The sequence below is a fragment of the Rahnella ecdela genome (assembly GCF_019049625.1).
GTDB classification, from domain to species: Bacteria; Pseudomonadota; Gammaproteobacteria; order Enterobacterales; family Enterobacteriaceae; genus Rahnella; species Rahnella ecdela.
Genome location: NZ_JAFMOY010000114.1, coordinates 36179 through 53195 on the forward strand (window position 1 = coordinate 36179; position 17017 = coordinate 53195).

The following is a 17017-nucleotide window of genomic DNA, read 5'->3' on the forward strand; positions in this document are numbered from 1 at the left end:
ATCTCAATCCTGTGATTCATGGATTAGTAAATCCCATAATCCTAAGATTACAAACTATATGAATCCTAAAATCTTATGATTTTGGAATCCTGTTATCTTCACTGAACGCTTCATCAAGAGGTTGTCATGGCAGCGAAAATTATTTCCTTCCTAAACGGGAAGGGCGGAGTAGGGAAAACCACGACATCAATAAACATAGCAACTTGTCTGGCGAGACAAGGCCATAAAGTGGTGATGGTTGATACTGATCCGCAGGGAAGCATCAGCAACTGGTACGACGAAAGTAAATGTCAGTTCGACCTGGCAGAAGCAGCTTCAGAAAAAGAAGTCTATACCGTACGCAAGCAACTGAAAGAATACGATTACGTAGTGATTGATGGAGCCGCTGCAATTTCAGCCATTTCATCCGCAGCAGTGATGGTCAGCGATTTAGTTCTGATCCCCGTAACACCGTCACCATTAGATTTTGCCGCTTGTGGCGCTATTTTGGCCGTTGTGGAAGCTCGCGAAAACCTGCAACCAGTAATTGCGCGCTTTCTGATCACCAAAAAAGTGGCTTCAGCTAAAATGCTTGAAGTATTAAAAGTATCCATTGCCGATACGGGTGTTCCTGCACTGCGTACCGGTACGACCCAACGCCAGGTTTACATCCGAACAATGATGGATGGTGGCACCGTTTTCGATACAACGGACGGGAATGCGAAGGGTGAAATTGAAATTATGACCAGAGAAATCACGGAGTTGCTGAAATGAAAATGAAACTTGGCCAGCACAGACAACTGACCACAGCACTGGACGCTGTAGCAAAACCACCTGCATCGGTGAAAAAATTACAGACTAATATCGATGAAGAACTGCATCGTCGGTTCAAAACCAGCTGTTTCCTGCAAGATCGCGAAATGAAAGACGTTCTGACAGAATTGATCCAAGCCTGGCTCATCCACAACGAACGCGCTTAATATTATGATCGCTGGCAGGATCGGGTCTTACAGGCCCGTTTCTGACTGCATCTAGTCTGTAACCCTTGCACTGTCTGCCCTAAACCCTAATCAGCTCCTTCCTGAAGCTTTCTCTCCGTTGTTATCAGATCCCAAGATCAAATAATGTTTTGTTTATTTTATAAGTTTAGATCTTTCTCTTTAGGGAGGGTTTTTACTTATTATTATCATGAGGTTAGAACACTCATTGTGGAGTGATTTCCTGCCCGAGGTGGAGATCCTTCATGTTTGATGTGGATCCTTTTCATGGTCAATGTAGAGTCTTTTTCTGTGGATAATTTCTTTAGAGATCAGATCATTATGTACGTGGAAGGATTTTCTGTGGATATTTTACGCGATAACCCGCTCTTCACCTCGTAATGACCAGTTTAATGACTAACATACTGTCATCACAGACTTTTCTTATAAGTGGAAACATTTCCTGATCCCATAGGAAACAGAGATATGTGGAAGAATTTCCTGTGACAGCGTCACGTGATGTCACTAACAGACAAAAGTGATCCCTGAACACCTATGGAACAGCTCAGGAAAGGGCTGATCGCAGGATGCAAAACGGTTATGTGGAGATTTTTCCTGATCCCTTAAAGGGTATATGTGGAAACATTATCTGATCTAGAAATGAGAAATTCTTAATGGGATCAGAGAAGTAGTGATAAAAATCAACGTGTTATTAATTTTGTGACGTTGTCACATGCCTATATGTGGAGCTTTTTCCTGATCCTGATGGCAATTTGCAAAGGCTAATAGGTACTCACAAAATAGAGCAATCCTGTTAAGTGGAAAGATTTCCTGATCCCGGAGTCATCCATATGTGGAAAGATTTTCTGCAAAGTGATCGCTGGCCTTATGTGGAGTCATTTCCTGATCTCCCTCCCGCTGTGGCGCTAATGTGGAGACATTTTCTGATCCCACTGTCTGCTATATGTGGAAAGTTTTCCTGATGATCCCTCCCTAGACAAGAACGAGGCTAGAAAAAGAAATGAGAAGGAGGTCACACTGCAGAAATTGACGATTAAACACTCAACCAAACCTCTAATGTGGAGGAATTATCTGATCATTGGCAGTGATGAGGGGCTCAAATGCCTATCCGGCAGATTAAAGATCCCTGAAGGAATATGTGGAGAAATTTCCTGTAAAAGTGTGGTCGATCCAGCATGTTAAAAAAAGGATCCCTGATGCGCTGGAAATCCTTATGTGGAGAATTTTCCTGATCTGTTTTTTTTGATCATCACTTATCTATATGATTTTAATACAATAAATAACTTTTGTTTTTACTTTACGGCAGCATTTTTTATGTGGAATAATTTACCTTCTTTCCACTTATGGATCCTGCTACATGGAACTGAATAAACTCACAGTAGTTCAGGGGAACGATCTTCTTGAAGGCGCATACAGCGTCACTCTGGATGAAATGCGCTTGCTTAACCTCGCGCTGGCTCAAATTGATAGCAGGAAACCGCAACCGGATACGCTTTATCGACTTTTCCCTCAGGATTATCAGCGGATCTACGGGGTAAACCCGACAAGCAGCCACCGCCAGTTACGCGAAGCAGCTGAAAGTCTGATGAAAAAACCGGTCACCATTTACAAACCTGATGTGAAAACCGGCAAGGTACGTACTGTGCAGCTCTCCTGGTTCTCGCGTCTGGAATACGTCAGCAGTGATGATCACAGCGCGGTTGTGCTGAGATTCGGGCAGGACGTTGCGCCGTATCTCTATGAACTTAAAGAATCTTTCACCAAACTCAATTTCGCTAACATAGCGAAACTTGATACCCCGTTTTCCGTGCGCCTGTATGGCTGGCTAATCAAAGCCAAGAACCTCTACGGGCGACGCAGCGGCAAAGCCATTGAAGTGACGCTGGATCTTAACTGGATGCGCGAGAAGGCCGGTTTGGCGGGCAAATACGAGGACTATCGTGACTTCCGTCAGAAGCTGCTTGAGCCGACGATCAACCGGATCAACGCCAATACCGACATCTCTGTCGTCTGGGAACCGGTAAAGCAGGGCAGAACCGTAGTATCTATCAAATTTGCCTATGTGGATGAATCGGCTCCAGAAGCCAGCAAGCCGTTGCGTCCGCGTTTACCACGGCGTCCGCGTGCTGTTGCAGGGTCTGCTCTCGAAGGGGAGTGGGCACGACGTTGCATTGCAATCTTTGAAGAGTATCTCGATAAATTAAGCTCCTACGATGTCGAGGAAAAGGCCACGTTGCCGGATCTGCGCAAGCTATCAGGCTGGTACAAGATGATTGGCGAGAAGAATAAACAAAAAGAAATTCTCTCTGAAGTCAGTTCCCGCAGCAAAAAAGCCGCGGCCTGAAAACCTGATTTCCGACCCAAACTTGAACGGCGTATCGATAGTAAGATATGCCGTTTTTTATTGACCGGCATCTGGAAAAGATATGTGGTTTCTCAGCAGTTCTCTTATGTTATAGGGCTTACGGTGTTAGTGAGTACTTACTGGGTGTGATCAGGTAATCTTTCCACATTAGCCGTTTTGGCGGCTTTTTCAGCGGACTGAATCCAAAGTGATAAGGCATAGGTTACAAAAAGGGATCACGCGAGACGTATACTCCAGGACGGATGCCTGTTTCTACTGTAAATAAGACCTAGGATGTAAGTGAGTACTTACACCATGCGCCGTGCATATTCTTTGATTACCGCCCTGCACCAGTGCACCGACATTTCATCGTCATCAGTGATGGGTATAGCTAAAAAATGGCTTAATTAATCAAAAAATAACATGACAAATTTATCGAATTTAACTTGATTGTTCGAAGAGGTTTTTTGGGCATTAAGAAATAACTAACAGCTATAAGCCATATTTTTTCGTTGTTAGACAAGGCCAAACGGCGTCCTTACTCTTTGTCATGTTTTGTAAACCGTTTGCACTCCTTACAGATGAGGGATCTCTTTTGGCTACGTTATTACGTTCTTCCTTCGCGCCAGCTGGACAACGCGTGCGCCGCACTGCCTCTTTCAAAATCGCATTACTGGCCAGCGCGGTAATGTTGTCCTCTTTTGCTTACGCTGATGATGTCTTAAAAGAAGGCATCACACCGGCAACCGATGCCAGCCAGGTTCCTGCTGCGGCGAAACTGCGCACCGATACGGTGATCGCCGGGATCTCAGAACCTCAGGGTATTTTTAACCCTTACTTTTTCGTTAACGGCTGGGATGAAAACGTCACTAACGTGATTTTCGCCCGTCTGATTGACTGGGACAGCCAGGGTAAACTGGTCCCTGGTCTGGCAGAAAGCTGGACCGTCAGCCCTGATGGCAAAACTTACACCATCAAACTGCGCCACGATCTGAAGTTCAGTGATGGCTCTCCGCTGACGGCAGAAGATGTCGCATTCACGCTGACCGTGTTGTATGACCCGAAATACGACGGCGACACGGACATCACACTGGCACACATTGCCGGTGGTGATGAGTATAAGCAGGGTAAGGCTGACAGCATCAGCGGCCTGAAAGTGATCGACCCGCTGACGTTGCAGGTCACCACCACACAGCCGGGTGCGACGACGTTGCAGAAAATTGGCGGGCCGGTGCTGTCGAAAGCGTATTACGGCAAAGGCTACACGCGCGGAAATCTTGATTACCTGCGCACGCTGCACGGTAAACCACTGGGCAATGGCCCGTATGTGTATGACAAATATATTCCGGGGCAGGAGATCCGTTTCCACGCCAATGCCAACTATTATCGTGGAGTACCGCCGACCCCGCGCTTTATCTATCGCGTGACCAATCCGTCGACTAACTTCCAGCTGTTCCAGACCGGTGACACCGATTACGACGCATTCACTTCGCGCCCGGATGATATCGAACAGCTGAAAATGCTCGGCTTTGCCAACATCAACCTGTACGGTTCCAGCGATTACAGCAAGATTGAGTTCAACGTCAGACGCCCGGCATTGCAGAATGTGAAAGTACGTCAGGCGCTGATTTACGGCCTGGATCGTCAGAAATTGATCGACGTGGTTTATCAGGGCTACGGCTCAGTAGCGATCGAGCCGATCGCGCCGATTTCCTGGGCGTATAACACTGAAGGCGTGAACCCGTACAAATTCGATCCGGCGCAGGCAAATAAGCTGCTGGATGAAGCAGGGTGGAAAGCGGGCAGCGACGGGATCCGTGTAAAAGACGGTAAACGTCTGGAACTGACGCTGCTGGTCAGCAAAAAAGTGCTGAACGATGCGCTGATCCCGATTGCGAAAGAGAACTACCAGAAAATCGGCGTGCTGCTGAAACCACAAGTTGTGGACTTTAACGCGCTGATGTCACAACGCAAGGCCGGGAATTACGATCTGGCGTCCTTCAGCACCAGCACGCTCAACGATCCGCACGATGGCGTCTGGGATTATTACAGCACAGAATCCACGGAGTCTGGCTATAACAACCCTGAAGTCGACAAACTGATCAATGAAGGCAACGCGACGCTGGATATTGAAAAACGGAAGCCGATCTACCACGAACTGTACAAAGTACTGGCCAACGATCCGCCGGTGATCCTGCTCGGTAACCGTAAAATCCTTTCCGCCAGCAGCGCCCGTGTGACGGGGTTTAAACCGGATATTTACAACGGTCTGACCGGCAGTCTGCCGGACGTCAAAATCGTAAAATAATCCCGTTCAACCACATTGCCGCCGCACTTTTGCCGGTGCGGCGGCCTTGGGAAAGTCATGAGAAATTTTATTCTGCGTCGTTTGCTGCAAACCATCCCGATGCTGTTCCTCGCTTCACTGCTCATTTTCATGCTGTTTGCCAAAACGCCGGGCGATTTCATCGACGGAAATATCACCCTGACCGCTCAACGCGCCGCCGAACTTAAAGCGCTCTATGGACTCGATCAACCGCTGCTCAGCCGTTATCTGCATTGGCTGGGCAATCTGCTGCGCGGCGATCTCGGCTTTTCGCTGCAATATCAGATACCCGTCAGTCAGTTGCTGAATCAGTACATCTGGAACTCCTTCCTGCTCGCCACCATTGCAATGGTGTTGTACTGGGGGATCGCGCTGGCGGTCGGCATTGTCTCGGCGATGAAACCCTATTCATTGTTTGATCACGTGGTGAGTATTGTGATATTCGCGGCGATGTCCTTTCCGACCTTCTTCCTTTGTCTGCTGCTGATCAAATGGTTCGCTGTGGACCTGCACTGGTTGCCGGTGGGCGGCATGACCAATACCGGCAGCGATGCAACGGGCTGGGCGTGGGTGATGCAGGTGGCTGCGCATTTGGTATTGCCGGTGGTGGCGCTGGTGATGTTGCAGGCAGGCAGCCTGACACGCTATTTCCGCGCCAGCATGCTGGACGTCGTGCGCATGGATTTCATCCGTACTGCCCGCGCTAAAGGGCTGCGTGAGCGCACAGTCATCCTGAAACATGCGCTGCGAAATGCGCTGTTGCCGATAATCACATTGCTAGGGTTTGAGCTGCCGGGGCTGTTTTCCGGGGCGCTGATTACCGAAAAAGTCTTTAACTGGCCGGGAGCAGGGCATATTCACATTGATTCGCTGGCTGCACGTGATTATCCGGTTCTGATGGGTTTCACGTTGTTTCTGGCGGTGTTAACCATTCTTGGCAACCTGATTGCTGATGTGCTTTATGCGTGGGCTGATCCGCGTATTCGTGTGAGGTCGTGATGTTTGGCTCTTTATTTTCTACTAACCGGCGATTACGTGAAGCACAGATCCCTGCACTGGCACAAGTGACACCGTCACCCTGGTTACAGGCCTGGCGTGCTTTACGTCAGAACCGTCTGGCGATGTTCTGCCTCATTTTACTCGTTGTCATGGCGGTCTGGTGCATAGTGGGCCCTTACTATTCGCCGTGGCGTGATGATGCGACCGACGCGCTGATGATCAACAAAGCACCCAATGTGGAGCACTGGCTGGGCACCGATTTTCTCGGACGTGACGTGTATACGCGGCTGCTACTGGCCGGTCGCATCTCGCTGATTATCGGCATGCTGACCATGTTGCTTTCCGTGACGCTCGGTTATCTGATGGGGGCAGTATCCGGTTATGTCGGGGGCATCACCGACAAAATCATCATGCGCTTTGCCGATCTGGTGATGACCATTCCGAGTCTGCCGCTGTTGATCGTGATGGGCGCGATGCTGTCTGAGCTGGATTTTTCGCCGGATTCCCGTGTGTACATGGTGATCGTCATGCTCAGTCTTCTGGAATGGCCGAAGCTGGCGCGTCTGGTTCGCGGGCAGATCCTTTCATTGCGCGAGCGTGATTTCATGCTGGCGACAAAAGTGCTCGGCCTGTCGTCGCGCCGCCGTCTGTTCGGGCATTTACTGCCGAATACCGTACCCATTCTGGTAGTGATGGCGACGATGGCGGTGGCGAATGCCATTCTCAGTGAATCTGCGCTCAGTTATCTGGGACTAGGTGTGGTACCGCCAACGCCGTCATGGGGAAATATGATGGATGCCGCCAACAGCCTGATCGACTTCCAGCGCCGACCGTGGTTATGGATGCCGCCGGGCGTGGCGATCTTTATTACGGTAATTGCGATTAACGTGCTGGGCGACGGCCTGCGCGATGCGCTCGATCCAAAAATGAAACGGAGCAAAAAATGACTGAACCCTTGATCCGTTTTAACCAGCTTTCGCTGTCTTTTGCCAGCGATGAAGGTCGCGTGCGCGCGGTGCAGGATGTCACGTTCGACATTCAGGCCGGGCAGACTGTCGGGGTTGTCGGCGAATCAGGATGCGGAAAAAGCGTCACGGCGATGTCACTGATGGGGCTGTTGCCGCCACAGGCTGCCCGCATTGATGGCGGAGAAATCCTGTTTCAGGGGCGTGATTTACTGAAGCTGCGTTCGTCACAAATGGCCGATTTGCGCGGTAATCAGCTGGCGATGATCTTTCAGGAACCGATGACCGCGCTAAATCCGGTGCTGACGATTGGTGAACAACTGGTTGAACCGCTGATCCGCCATCGCGGTGAATCACCGAAATCGGCGTGGGCGCATGCAACGCAGATGATTACTGACGTGGGGCTGGCGCGCGCGGAAAGCCTGATGACCAGTTATCCGCACCAGCTTTCCGGCGGCATGTTGCAGCGCATCATGATTGCGATGGCGCTGAGTTGTAAGCCACAGCTGCTGATTGCAGACGAACCGACCACCGCGCTCGATGTTACCGTTCAGGCGCAAATCCTGCGTTTGCTGCGTGACCAGGCGCACCAAAACCACATGGCGCTGATGCTGATCACCCACGATTTAGGCGTGATTGCCCAGATGGCGGATCACGTCGTCGTAATGTACGCCGGTAGAATTGTCGAGCAGGGCGCGACCGCCGATGTGCTGCGCAATCCGCTGCATCCTTATACTCAGGGGCTGATTGCGTCACGTCCGACCGCGGGTGAACGCCGCCGCCGCTTATATTCCATTCCCGGACAAGTGCCCAGCCTGGCAGCATTACCGCCTTACTGCGCATTTACCGATCGCTGCTCGCGCGCCACTGACCGTTGCCGCGAAGGGATCCCACCGCTCGAAGGAAAACACCGTCAGGCTGCCTGTTTCTACAGCGGATTAACGACGGCGCAAGAGAGTAAAGATACGGAGCTGCAACCATGAGTGCGGAATATCTGATTGAAGTCGACGGGCTGAAAAAATATTTCCCGATCCGCGATGGCGTATTCGGTCAGGAAACCGGCCAGCTGCGCGCCGTGGATGGCGTCAGTTTTAACATCCGCAAAGGCACGATTTTTGGTCTGGTCGGGGAATCTGGCAGCGGCAAAACCACGGTAGGACGCACGCTGCTGGGGCTGTATGACAAAACCGCGGGCAGCGTGAAGTTTCGCGGCGAAGATCTTCATGCCCTCAGGCCTAAACAGCTGAAAGCGTTGCGTCCGAAAATCCAGCTGGTGTTTCAGGATCCCTACAGTTCGCTGAACCCGCGTATCCGAGTCGGTGACGCCATCGGCGAGGCGATGCTTGAACATCAGTTATGTTCGCGCGCTGAGCTACGGGAAAAAGTGCTGGAAGTGATGAAAATCTGCGGCCTTTCGCCGCTGCATTACAACCGCTTCCCGCACGAATTTTCCGGCGGCCAGCGCCAGCGTATTGGCATTGCCCGTGCGCTGATCCTGCAACCGGAATTTATCATTGCGGATGAGCCTATTTCCGCGCTGGATGTGTCCATTCAGGCGCAGATCATCAATCTGTTCTCAGATTTGCGTGACGATCACGGCGTGACGTTTTTGTTTATCTCGCATGATCTGGGCGTCGTGGAACATCTTTGTGATGACGTGGCGGTGATGTATCTCGGTCAGCTGGTGGAAACCGCCAGCCGTGATGTGCTGTTTGAGCGGCCCTTGCATCCTTACACGCAGGCGTTGCTGGCGGCAGTACCTACGCTCGATCCTGACAGCGAACCGGTGGCGATGGTCAGCGGGGAAATACCGGATCCGTCAAAACCACCCGCCGGTTGTCGTTTCCACACCCGCTGCCCGTACGCCCTTGCACGTTGCCGGGCGGAAATTCCGCTGTTACGTGAAGTGGAAAACGGTCACCGCGTGGCCTGCCACCTTGTATAAAGAAAAGCGGATGTAAATCCGCACCCGCCTGTATTCAGTCTTCGAGGATCCGGCGGGCTTCCATCTGCATTTTCTGCCCGACGCTTTTCGTCACGTCGATCACTTTCTGCGTCGCGGGTGAAAGAAACGCACCTTCCAGCCAGGTGATCCCGACCCGACGCTCCATCACTAACTGATCGTTATCAATACGGATCAGCCGCGACAAAAATTCTTCTTCCACCAGAATGTTTTCTGACAAAAAACTCAGCAATCCGCTTTTCGCAATCAGCCCTGGCACAGATGCCAGCGAACTGATTTCCACTTTTACATCCGGCGGCGAGCAATGATTTTCATAGAACATTTTATCCAGCCACTGGCGCATCGAGACAGTTTTCGCCGGTAAGATCCACCCATAACGGCTGAGTTCGCGCAGGCTTGCGGGCTTACCGGCCAGAGGATGGTCGCGTGAGGCTGCCACGATCACCCGGTCGGCGGTCACCGGTAACTGCACCACCGGGCTGTCGTAATTGACCAGCGGCCCGATGATCACATCGATAGCATGACGTTCCAGCAGGGCAAAAAGCACATCGTTCATGCCGATCTGGATTTCTAATTTCATGTTCGGCACCTGCGATTGCAGCATTTTGCAGATTTCAGGCAGCAGGAATTGCGTTGCTGAACCGGAGACACCCACGCGCACGATCCCGCCCGCGCCGCTGCTCAGTTCATTCATTATCTCGCCAATTTCCAGATAGGAACTTTGCAACGCCAGACCGCGCTGATAAAGCACCCGTCCCGCTTCGGTCAGTTCGAGTCCTCGTCCTGCCCGTTTGAACAGTTTTATCTTCAGTTCTTTCTCTAAACGGGTGATAGATTTAGAAAGTGCAGGCTGAGTTATATTTAAATTTTGTGACGCAAGTCTCAAATTCATTAACTGTGCAGCCGTCACGAAGTAGTCTAAATCTCTGTTATTTAACATGGATTCCTAAAATTCATCAATTCGGTAATAAAATATAGTAGAAGGCATGAGAGGCAGGGTCAATAATCACGCCGACGTTGCGACAGGCAAGCCGTTTTTGCAACACGAATGCCAGCGAATTTACCTGTTTTAAGTAAAATAAGAATCTAAGTGCATCTATGAAAATTGTTAATTTCACCATCAGCAAAGACCACACCAAAAGCTTCGGCATCTATAAAGAAGAGGGGATTGTCGACGTCGGCAGTCACTCAGGATGCCGCGATATTAACGAATTCATGGCACGCCATTCACTTTCGGAACTGCAGCGCTACCTTGAGCTGCCAGCGGATCTTCAGCTGAATGACATCAGTTTTCTGCCGGTAATCGACCGTCCGGGAAAAATCTTCGGCGTCGGCATGAACTACGCAGAAAAACGCAGAGAATTTAACGAAACCAGCGACGCGCCAACGCTGTTTGTCCGTTTTGCAGATTCACAGGTCGGCCACAACGGCACCATCATCAAACCGGCTTCTTCTGAGCAGTTTGATTATGAAGGCGAACTGGCGATCATTATCGGTCGCACGGGCCGCAATATTTCAGCGGATGACGCGCTCGATTTTGTCGCCGGTTACAGCTGCTATATGGATGGCTCGGTGCGCGACTGGCAGCATAAATGGTATACCGCCGGGAAAAATTGGCCGTCGACAGGCGCATTCGGTCCGTGGATGGTAACGCCGGATGAAGTGGGCGACCCGCAAAACCTGAGCATCAAAACCTGGCTGAACGACCGGCTGGTGCAGGACGATACGACTGCCAGTATGATCCACACTATCCCGCAGATGATCGCCTATATCAGCACCTTTACTCAGCTTTCACCGGGCGATGTGATCATGACCGGTTCACCGGGTGGCGTCGGTAAGACCCGCGTTCCGCCGTTGTTCCTGCATGAGAATGACAAGATTGAAGTGGAAATTGAAAATATCGGTCGTCTGACCAATCGGATCCAGAATGCACCGCTGTCTGAGATTTCGCGTTCTAAGACAGCGGCCTGATATAAACCTCAGCGCGTCTGATTAACCAGAGGCACCGTTTGTTCGGTGCCTTTATTTTTGACGACCATCAGATACGTCAGCGTAAATGACAGCCCCAGCGAAAGCACCACACCCATCACAATGTAGATGAAATACGGGCCGATATAGGCGGGCAGGCTGAAAATGCTCGACAGAATATAGCCGTACAACCGCACCCCGAAGAACGCGATAAACGCAGACGCCACAGAACTACTGATGGTGGTGGCGATAAATGCTTTTTTGTAGCGAGTCAGCACGCCGAACAGCGCCGGTTCAGTGATCCCCAGCAGGCCGGAAATCGCCGCAGACAGCACCACGGATTTCTGCTCGCGGGTTTTGACATGGAAGTAAATCGCAAACGTCGAACCGGCTATCGCCATGTTAGCCATAAACATCATCGGCATCAGCATGTCCCATCCCTGATCGGTAAAGTTCTGCAATGCAATCGGTGTCATCGCGTGGTGCATACCGGTGAGGATCGCCACCGGGCGGATCGCGCCGACAATAAATCCGGCAAATACCGCAGACACGTCAAACAATCCCTGAATGCCAAACGCCAGCAGTTTACCGAGATAAATTCCCGCCGGACCAATCAGCGTCAGCGAAACCAGCGCGGCGATAAATAAGGTCAGCGTTGGCGTAAAGACGGTTTTCAGCACGTCCGGCATGAATCTATCTACCCAGCGGTGGATGTAACTCAGCGCCAGCACCGAGAAAATCACCGGAATGACGCTGGCCGAATAGTTGAAAACAGACACCGGCAGTACTTGCATAAAATACAACACGTCAGGCGCACCGGCCGTATGGCTGGCGAGCGCTTTCGCGGCGTCCATCAGCGTCGGGTACATCAGACAGGCAGCAACGGCTGCGGCCAGATATTCATTGGTTTTGAAGATTTTCGCCGCAGAAACCGCGAGGAAAAACGGCAGGAAGTAAAACACACCGCTGGCGATAAGATCGATGATCATCACCGTATCACTGTTGGGGGAAATCACTTTCAGGGCGATCAATCCTGCCAGCAGGCCTTTGATCATCCCCGCCCCTGCAATGGCCGGAACGATCGGGCCGAACACGCCGGAAACCGTATCCATGAACATCGAGATCAGACTTTTACGTCCTTTTGTGGAGACATTTCCTGTTGATGCCGCTGCGCTATCAGTGATCGGATCCAGTTGAGACACGATGGCCTCGTACCAGATATTCACTTTCGGACCGATGATGATCTGCACCTGGTCACTCTGACTTTGCGCGCCGAGTACGCCGGGCAGATTTTTAATTTCTTCCCAGGCCACTATATTTTCGTCACGCAAATCAAAACGAAGACGGGTCATACAATGCCAGACTTTATTAATATTACCTGCACCACCGACCAGCTTAATGACCGACTGCATTATTTCTGTATTCACCCTGAACCCCGCGACGAAAATTGAATTTTTCTTTATTTGAATGACTGGGAGTGTAATGAGGGCGGTTTTCAAAAACAAACCAATAAAACAGGATCTCCATCACAAAACTTCATTGCAAGGCGCTAATTTAGCGGGTCATCGCTAAATTGGTCTGTTTTTAACTGCTAATCAGGCGTGCTTTTATACCAAAATAAAAGCCTGAATTTTAGGTTTACAAGCAGGATGAAAATACGGTGAAATAACCCCAATACGAATATTCCCGCCGCCTTTTTTGTGAAAAGGGATCACGGTTTTTATTAAGGATTTATCATGCAGCCTGTGCTGATTACGAATATCGAATGCCAGATTACACGCCCCGATCGTCATAATTTAGTGGTAGTCAGAATTGAAACTGACCGTGGCGTTTTCGGGTTGGGCTGCGCGACGTTCCAGCAGCGCCCGTTGGCCGTCAAACTGATGGTAGATGAATATCTCAAACAGCTGCTGATGGGGCGCGATGCCAATCACATCGAAGACTTGTGGCAGATGATGATGGTGAATGCTTACTGGCGAAACGGGCCGGTGATCAACAACGCTATCGCGGGCATCGATATGGCGCTGTGGGATATCAAAGGCAAGCTGGCGAATATGCCGCTGTATCACCTGTTCGGCGGTAAATCTAAAGATGCGGTAACGGCGTACAGTCATGCAGCGGGCGAAACGCTCGAAGAACTGTACGGCGAAGTGGACCGTTTACTGGGCGAAGGTTATCGCCATATCCGCTGCCAGCTGGGCTTTTACGGCGGCAATGCGCAGGATTTTCACAGCACACGCGAACCGACATCGGGCGCGTATTACGATCAGGATCAGTACATCGACAACACGCTGGCGATGTTCAAAGCGTTGCGTGAAAAATACGGCAATCAGTTCCATATTCTGCACGACGTGCACGAACGGCTGTTCCCGCAACAGGCGGTGCAGTTCGCTAAAGCGGTGGAACAGTATAGGCCTTACTTTATTGAAGACATTCTGCCGCCGGATCAGAACGAGTGGCTGGCGCAGATCCGCAGTCAGACCGCCGTTCCGCTGGCGACCGGCGAGTTATTTAATAATCCTGCAGAATGGAAAGATCTGATCATTAACCGACGGATCGACTTCATCCGCTGCCACGTTTCGCAAATCGGCGGTATTACACCGGCATTAAAACTGGCGCATTTCTGCCAGAGTTTTGGTGTGCGTCTGGCCTGGCATTGCCCGCCGGACATGACGCCGATTGGTGCAGCGGTAAATACACATCTGAATATTCATCTGCACAATGCGGCTATTCAGGAATTTGTGGCGTATCCGGCCAACACGCAACAGGTCTTCCCCGGCGCGCAGAAGCCTGAGAACGGCTATTTTTATCCGGGTGAAGAAGCAGGGATTGGCGTGGGCTTTAACAGTCAGATAGCGGAAGAGTTTCCGGTGGTTTACCGGCCGCATGAATGGACGCAAAGCCGCCTGCCGGATGGCGTGATCCACACGCCGTAACGCGCTTACGTCTGGCGGAAAGCCAGATTGTCCTGATTAAACGGGATGACGTAGGTGCAGGAATAGTCGATATCGACAATATCGCTGAACGCATAAACCTTGCCGCCCTGCAAAATACCTCTGTTGGTGATATGCATGGCGGCGATGCCTTTTTTGCAGCCGAGCGTTTGCGCCTGTTCTTTATTGATCGTGACGGCCTGATAACGGGTGAGGGAATGCGAAATCGCATAGCCTTTGCTCAGCACATATTGCTGGATGGAATGCTCAATGGTTTTCTGATTCAGATCGGCAAACACTTCTGCAGGCATTCGGGAATATTCAATTTGCACATTGCGCAGGTTAATCCGCCGTAAACGGGTGAACGCCCAGATAAAATCGTCGGCGCTTAAACCGAACACTTGTTGTTCCTCCTTATCTGGTCGCCGCTTGTGTAATTCCAGCATTTTGAAACTGATTTCAGCGAATTTCTTCTCAGTCACCGAATTGTAGATCAGCGGATTACTGCTGACACCCGTATTAATGTATATGCCGGACCCCTGCACGATATGCACCGCACCGATACTCACCAGTTTTTCCAGCGCCTTGCGCACCGTGAACCGCGAAACCCCATATTCTTCCGCCAGCTGGCGCTCCGGCGGCAACTTTTCCGGCAGCGATCCGCTGTTCTGGTAAATCTTGCTCAGTAAATCCTGTGCGATAAATTCGCTTTTTTTCATGGGGTTTCATCCGTGCGTGAAAGAGCTATTTGAGCATGACGGGCGGCAGTGGGCAAATTACAGCGTTTAAGCTGTATTGAGCGTTAACAGCTTTTAGGCTGTATTTTACTTTTACAGCCTTTAGGGTGTAATGTAACAAATACAGCCTATAATCTGTATAAGACCCCTGATACCAGAGCCGAAATAATGAATACAGTCTATCCGTTAAAAACCCTTAACCAGCTACGCCCGCTACTGGTGGGGTTCCGTAAAGAAAAAGGTCTGACGCAAAAGGATGTGTCAGAAAAACTGGGAGTGACTCAGCAGACATATGCCCGGCTGGAGGCGAACCCTGCTGCTGCCAGCCTTGACCGGCTGTTTAGAGTATTTAATGTGTTAGGTATTGAGATGGTGTTTTCTTCACAATCCGATCCTGAAAAACCCTCTATGGAGGAAAATAAGCCGGATTATTTAAGTACGCCCGCCAGAAAGGAACAATGGTGATGATATGCGTCGTGCGCAGCAGCGTTTAGCGATATGGATGAACGGTATTCCTGTGGGGTACTGGGAAAAGCAAAAAGGCGAGGATCGTTTACAGTATTCGCCCGAATGGACAGAAGACCAACAAGGGCGACCTTTGTCGCTTTCCCTGCCGTTCACGCCGGGCAATCAAGTGCATCGCGGCAATGTGGTTCGTGATTATTTTGACAATTTATTGCCCGACAGCGAAGGGATCCGCAGGCGCCTGGCGGTACGTTATCATGCTGAAAGCCTTGAACCTTTTGACTTGCTTACTGAACTGGGTCGGGACTGCGTTGGAGCAATCCAGCTACTTCATGTCGAAGATCAACCCACAGGGATATTCACCATCCGCCAGCGTCCGCTTTCGGAGCCGGAAATTGCCGGTATGCTGCGCAACACGGCGGTGGTTCTGCCGGGTCAACACGATCAGGATGAAGATCTGCGATTATCTATCGCGGGAGCACAGGAAAAAACGGCGCTGTTATGGCACAACCATCAGTGGTGCCTGCCGGAAGGAAATACGCCAACTACGCACATTTTCAAATTACCACTGGGTCTGGTGGGCAACATGCAGGCGGACATGAGTACGTCCGTTGAAAATGAATGGCTTTGTGCCCTGATCCTTGAGCAGTATGGAGTGCCAGTTGCTAAAACGCACATTGGACAATTTGAAGATCAGAAAGCGTTGATCGTCGAACGTTTTGACCGAAAGCTTTCTTCAGACGAGGCATGGTGGATCCGTCTGCCGCAGGAGGATATGTGTCAGGCCATGGGCGTTTCACCCTTGCGGAAGTACCAGTCAGATGGTGGCCCGGGGATCTCGGATATTATGGAAATCCTGAGCCGGTCTGAGCAGGCTCAGCAAGATCAGTATCAGTTTTTCAAGGCACAGATAATTTTCTGGTTGATGGCTGCTACCGACGGCCATGCGAAAAATTTCAGTATCGCGCACCTTCCTCAAAATCGTTATCACATGACGCCACTGTATGACATTTTGTCAGCGTGGCTGGTCATCGGGCATGGGAACAATAAGATAGCGTGGCAGAAATGTAAGCTGGCAATGGCTGTCCGGGGGAGTAACAATTATTACCTGATTAGTAAGATTCAGCGCAGACACTGGATTAAGCAGGGAGAGCAAAGTGGATTAGGGAGAAGACAAATTGAAACCATTATTGATGAGATCATCGAACTCACGCCGGTCGTTATTGAAAATGTCACGAGGCAGCTGCCTGCTTCATTTCCCCCTGAACTGGCTGATGCCATATTTACAGGGATGGAGCAGCAACGGGTAAGACTTCAAGCACAGGCTTAACCTGTAAATA

At 50.6% G+C, this 17017-nt stretch carries 15 protein-coding genes; 12 read left to right on the forward strand and 3 right to left on the reverse strand.

Annotation, left to right across the window (positions count from 1 at the left end):
- The first annotated feature begins 126 nt into the window (after positions 1–126).
- The 8 genes from parA (at position 127) to J1784_RS05905 (ending at position 9556) form a co-directional block, all read left to right on the forward strand.
- On the forward strand, positions 127–753 hold the full coding sequence (gene parA / locus J1784_RS05870) for a ParA family partition ATPase (protein WP_120508589.1): 627 nt from the start codon (positions 127–129) through the stop codon (positions 751–753).
- Complete coding sequence (locus tag J1784_RS05875) at positions 750–959, forward strand: plasmid partition protein ParG (protein WP_120508590.1); 210 nt, start codon at positions 750–752, stop codon at positions 957–959. The genes parA and J1784_RS05875 overlap by 4 nt, the downstream gene beginning before the upstream one ends.
- Positions 960–2334: 1375 nt before the next feature.
- Positions 2335–3321, forward strand: a complete 987-nt coding sequence (locus J1784_RS05880; protein WP_120508591.1) for a replication initiation protein — start codon at positions 2335–2337, stop codon at positions 3319–3321.
- Positions 3322–4009: 688 nt separating this feature from the next.
- Complete coding sequence (locus J1784_RS05885; RefSeq protein ID WP_238485412.1) at positions 4010–5629, forward strand: ABC transporter substrate-binding protein; 1620 nt, start codon at positions 4010–4012, stop codon at positions 5627–5629.
- Positions 5630–5686: 57 nt separating this feature from the next.
- On the forward strand, positions 5687–6646 hold the full coding sequence (locus J1784_RS05890) for an ABC transporter permease (RefSeq protein WP_013577990.1): 960 nt from the start codon (positions 5687–5689) through the stop codon (positions 6644–6646).
- Positions 6646–7593, forward strand: a complete 948-nt coding sequence (gene opp4C / locus J1784_RS05895) for an oligopeptide ABC transporter permease (RefSeq protein WP_217148424.1) — start codon at positions 6646–6648, stop codon at positions 7591–7593. The genes J1784_RS05890 and opp4C overlap by 1 nt, the downstream gene beginning before the upstream one ends.
- Positions 7590–8594 carry an ABC transporter ATP-binding protein gene (locus tag J1784_RS05900; protein WP_217148425.1) on the forward strand — a complete coding sequence of 335 codons (1005 nt, stop codon included), beginning with the start codon at positions 7590–7592 and terminating at the stop codon, positions 8592–8594. The genes opp4C and J1784_RS05900 overlap by 4 nt, the downstream gene beginning before the upstream one ends.
- Positions 8591–9556 carry an ABC transporter ATP-binding protein gene (locus J1784_RS05905; protein ID WP_217148426.1) on the forward strand — a complete coding sequence of 322 codons (966 nt, stop codon included), beginning with the start codon at positions 8591–8593 and terminating at the stop codon, positions 9554–9556. The genes J1784_RS05900 and J1784_RS05905 overlap by 4 nt, the downstream gene beginning before the upstream one ends.
- 34 nt (positions 9557–9590) lie before the next feature.
- Here J1784_RS05905 and J1784_RS05910 read toward each other — a convergent pair whose 3' ends face one another.
- Positions 9591–10514 carry a LysR family transcriptional regulator gene (locus J1784_RS05910; RefSeq protein WP_120508595.1) on the reverse strand — a complete coding sequence of 308 codons (924 nt, stop codon included), beginning with the start codon at positions 10512–10514 and terminating at the stop codon, positions 9591–9593.
- 158 nt (positions 10515–10672) lie between these two features.
- On the opposite strand from J1784_RS05910, the gene J1784_RS05915 reads away from it, so the two are divergent.
- A complete protein-coding gene (locus tag J1784_RS05915) occupies positions 10673–11545 on the forward strand; it encodes a fumarylacetoacetate hydrolase family protein (protein WP_120508596.1) in 873 nt (290 codons plus the stop codon).
- 8 nt (positions 11546–11553) lie between these two features.
- Here the strand turns inward: J1784_RS05915 and J1784_RS05920 are convergent, their stop codons facing one another.
- Positions 11554–12954 carry a PTS transporter subunit EIIC gene (locus J1784_RS05920; RefSeq protein WP_217148453.1) on the reverse strand — a complete coding sequence of 467 codons (1401 nt, stop codon included), beginning with the start codon at positions 12952–12954 and terminating at the stop codon, positions 11554–11556.
- A gap of 324 nt (positions 12955–13278) precedes the next feature.
- On the opposite strand from J1784_RS05920, the gene J1784_RS05925 reads away from it, so the two are divergent.
- Positions 13279–14478 carry an enolase C-terminal domain-like protein gene (locus J1784_RS05925; protein ID WP_217148427.1) on the forward strand — a complete coding sequence of 400 codons (1200 nt, stop codon included), beginning with the start codon at positions 13279–13281 and terminating at the stop codon, positions 14476–14478.
- 5 nt (positions 14479–14483) lie between these two features.
- Here J1784_RS05925 and J1784_RS05930 read toward each other — a convergent pair whose 3' ends face one another.
- A complete protein-coding gene (locus J1784_RS05930; RefSeq protein ID WP_217148428.1) occupies positions 14484–15194 on the reverse strand; it encodes a GntR family transcriptional regulator in 711 nt (236 codons plus the stop codon).
- A gap of 186 nt (positions 15195–15380) precedes the next feature.
- On the opposite strand from J1784_RS05930, the gene J1784_RS05935 reads away from it, so the two are divergent.
- Together J1784_RS05935 and J1784_RS05940 are read left to right on the forward strand one after the other, a co-directional pair.
- Positions 15381–15677 carry a helix-turn-helix domain-containing protein gene (locus J1784_RS05935; RefSeq protein ID WP_217148429.1) on the forward strand — a complete coding sequence of 99 codons (297 nt, stop codon included), beginning with the start codon at positions 15381–15383 and terminating at the stop codon, positions 15675–15677.
- Positions 15678–15681: 4 nt separating this feature from the next.
- Complete coding sequence (locus tag J1784_RS05940) at positions 15682–17007, forward strand: type II toxin-antitoxin system HipA family toxin (protein ID WP_217148430.1); 1326 nt, start codon at positions 15682–15684, stop codon at positions 17005–17007.
- The last annotated feature ends 10 nt before the right edge of the window (positions 17008–17017 follow it).

Bases quoted from the DNA above. Each gene is read 5' to 3' on its own strand.
- parA (WP_120508589.1), top strand. From the start codon at position 127: ATGGCAGCGAAAATTATTTCCTTCCTAAACGGGAAGGGCGGAGTAGGG.
- J1784_RS05875 (WP_120508590.1), top strand. From the start codon at position 750: ATGAAAATGAAACTTGGCCAGCACAGACAACTGACCACAGCACTGGAC.
- J1784_RS05880 (WP_120508591.1), top strand. From the start codon at position 2,335: ATGGAACTGAATAAACTCACAGTAGTTCAGGGGAACGATCTTCTTGAA.
- J1784_RS05885 (WP_238485412.1), top strand. From the start codon at position 4,010: ATGTTGTCCTCTTTTGCTTACGCTGATGATGTCTTAAAAGAAGGCATC.
- J1784_RS05890 (WP_013577990.1), top strand. From the start codon at position 5,687: ATGAGAAATTTTATTCTGCGTCGTTTGCTGCAAACCATCCCGATGCTG.
- opp4C (WP_217148424.1), top strand. From the start codon at position 6,646: ATGTTTGGCTCTTTATTTTCTACTAACCGGCGATTACGTGAAGCACAG.
- J1784_RS05900 (WP_217148425.1), top strand. From the start codon at position 7,590: ATGACTGAACCCTTGATCCGTTTTAACCAGCTTTCGCTGTCTTTTGCC.
- J1784_RS05905 (WP_217148426.1), top strand. From the start codon at position 8,591: ATGAGTGCGGAATATCTGATTGAAGTCGACGGGCTGAAAAAATATTTC.
- J1784_RS05910 (WP_120508595.1), bottom strand. From the start codon at position 10,514: ATGTTAAATAACAGAGATTTAGACTACTTCGTGACGGCTGCACAGTTA.
- J1784_RS05915 (WP_120508596.1), top strand. From the start codon at position 10,673: ATGAAAATTGTTAATTTCACCATCAGCAAAGACCACACCAAAAGCTTC.
- J1784_RS05920 (WP_217148453.1), bottom strand. From the start codon at position 12,954: ATGCAGTCGGTCATTAAGCTGGTCGGTGGTGCAGGTAATATTAATAAA.
- J1784_RS05925 (WP_217148427.1), top strand. From the start codon at position 13,279: ATGCAGCCTGTGCTGATTACGAATATCGAATGCCAGATTACACGCCCC.
- J1784_RS05930 (WP_217148428.1), bottom strand. From the start codon at position 15,194: ATGAAAAAAAGCGAATTTATCGCACAGGATTTACTGAGCAAGATTTAC.
- J1784_RS05935 (WP_217148429.1), top strand. From the start codon at position 15,381: ATGAATACAGTCTATCCGTTAAAAACCCTTAACCAGCTACGCCCGCTA.
- J1784_RS05940 (WP_217148430.1), top strand. From the start codon at position 15,682: ATGCGTCGTGCGCAGCAGCGTTTAGCGATATGGATGAACGGTATTCCT.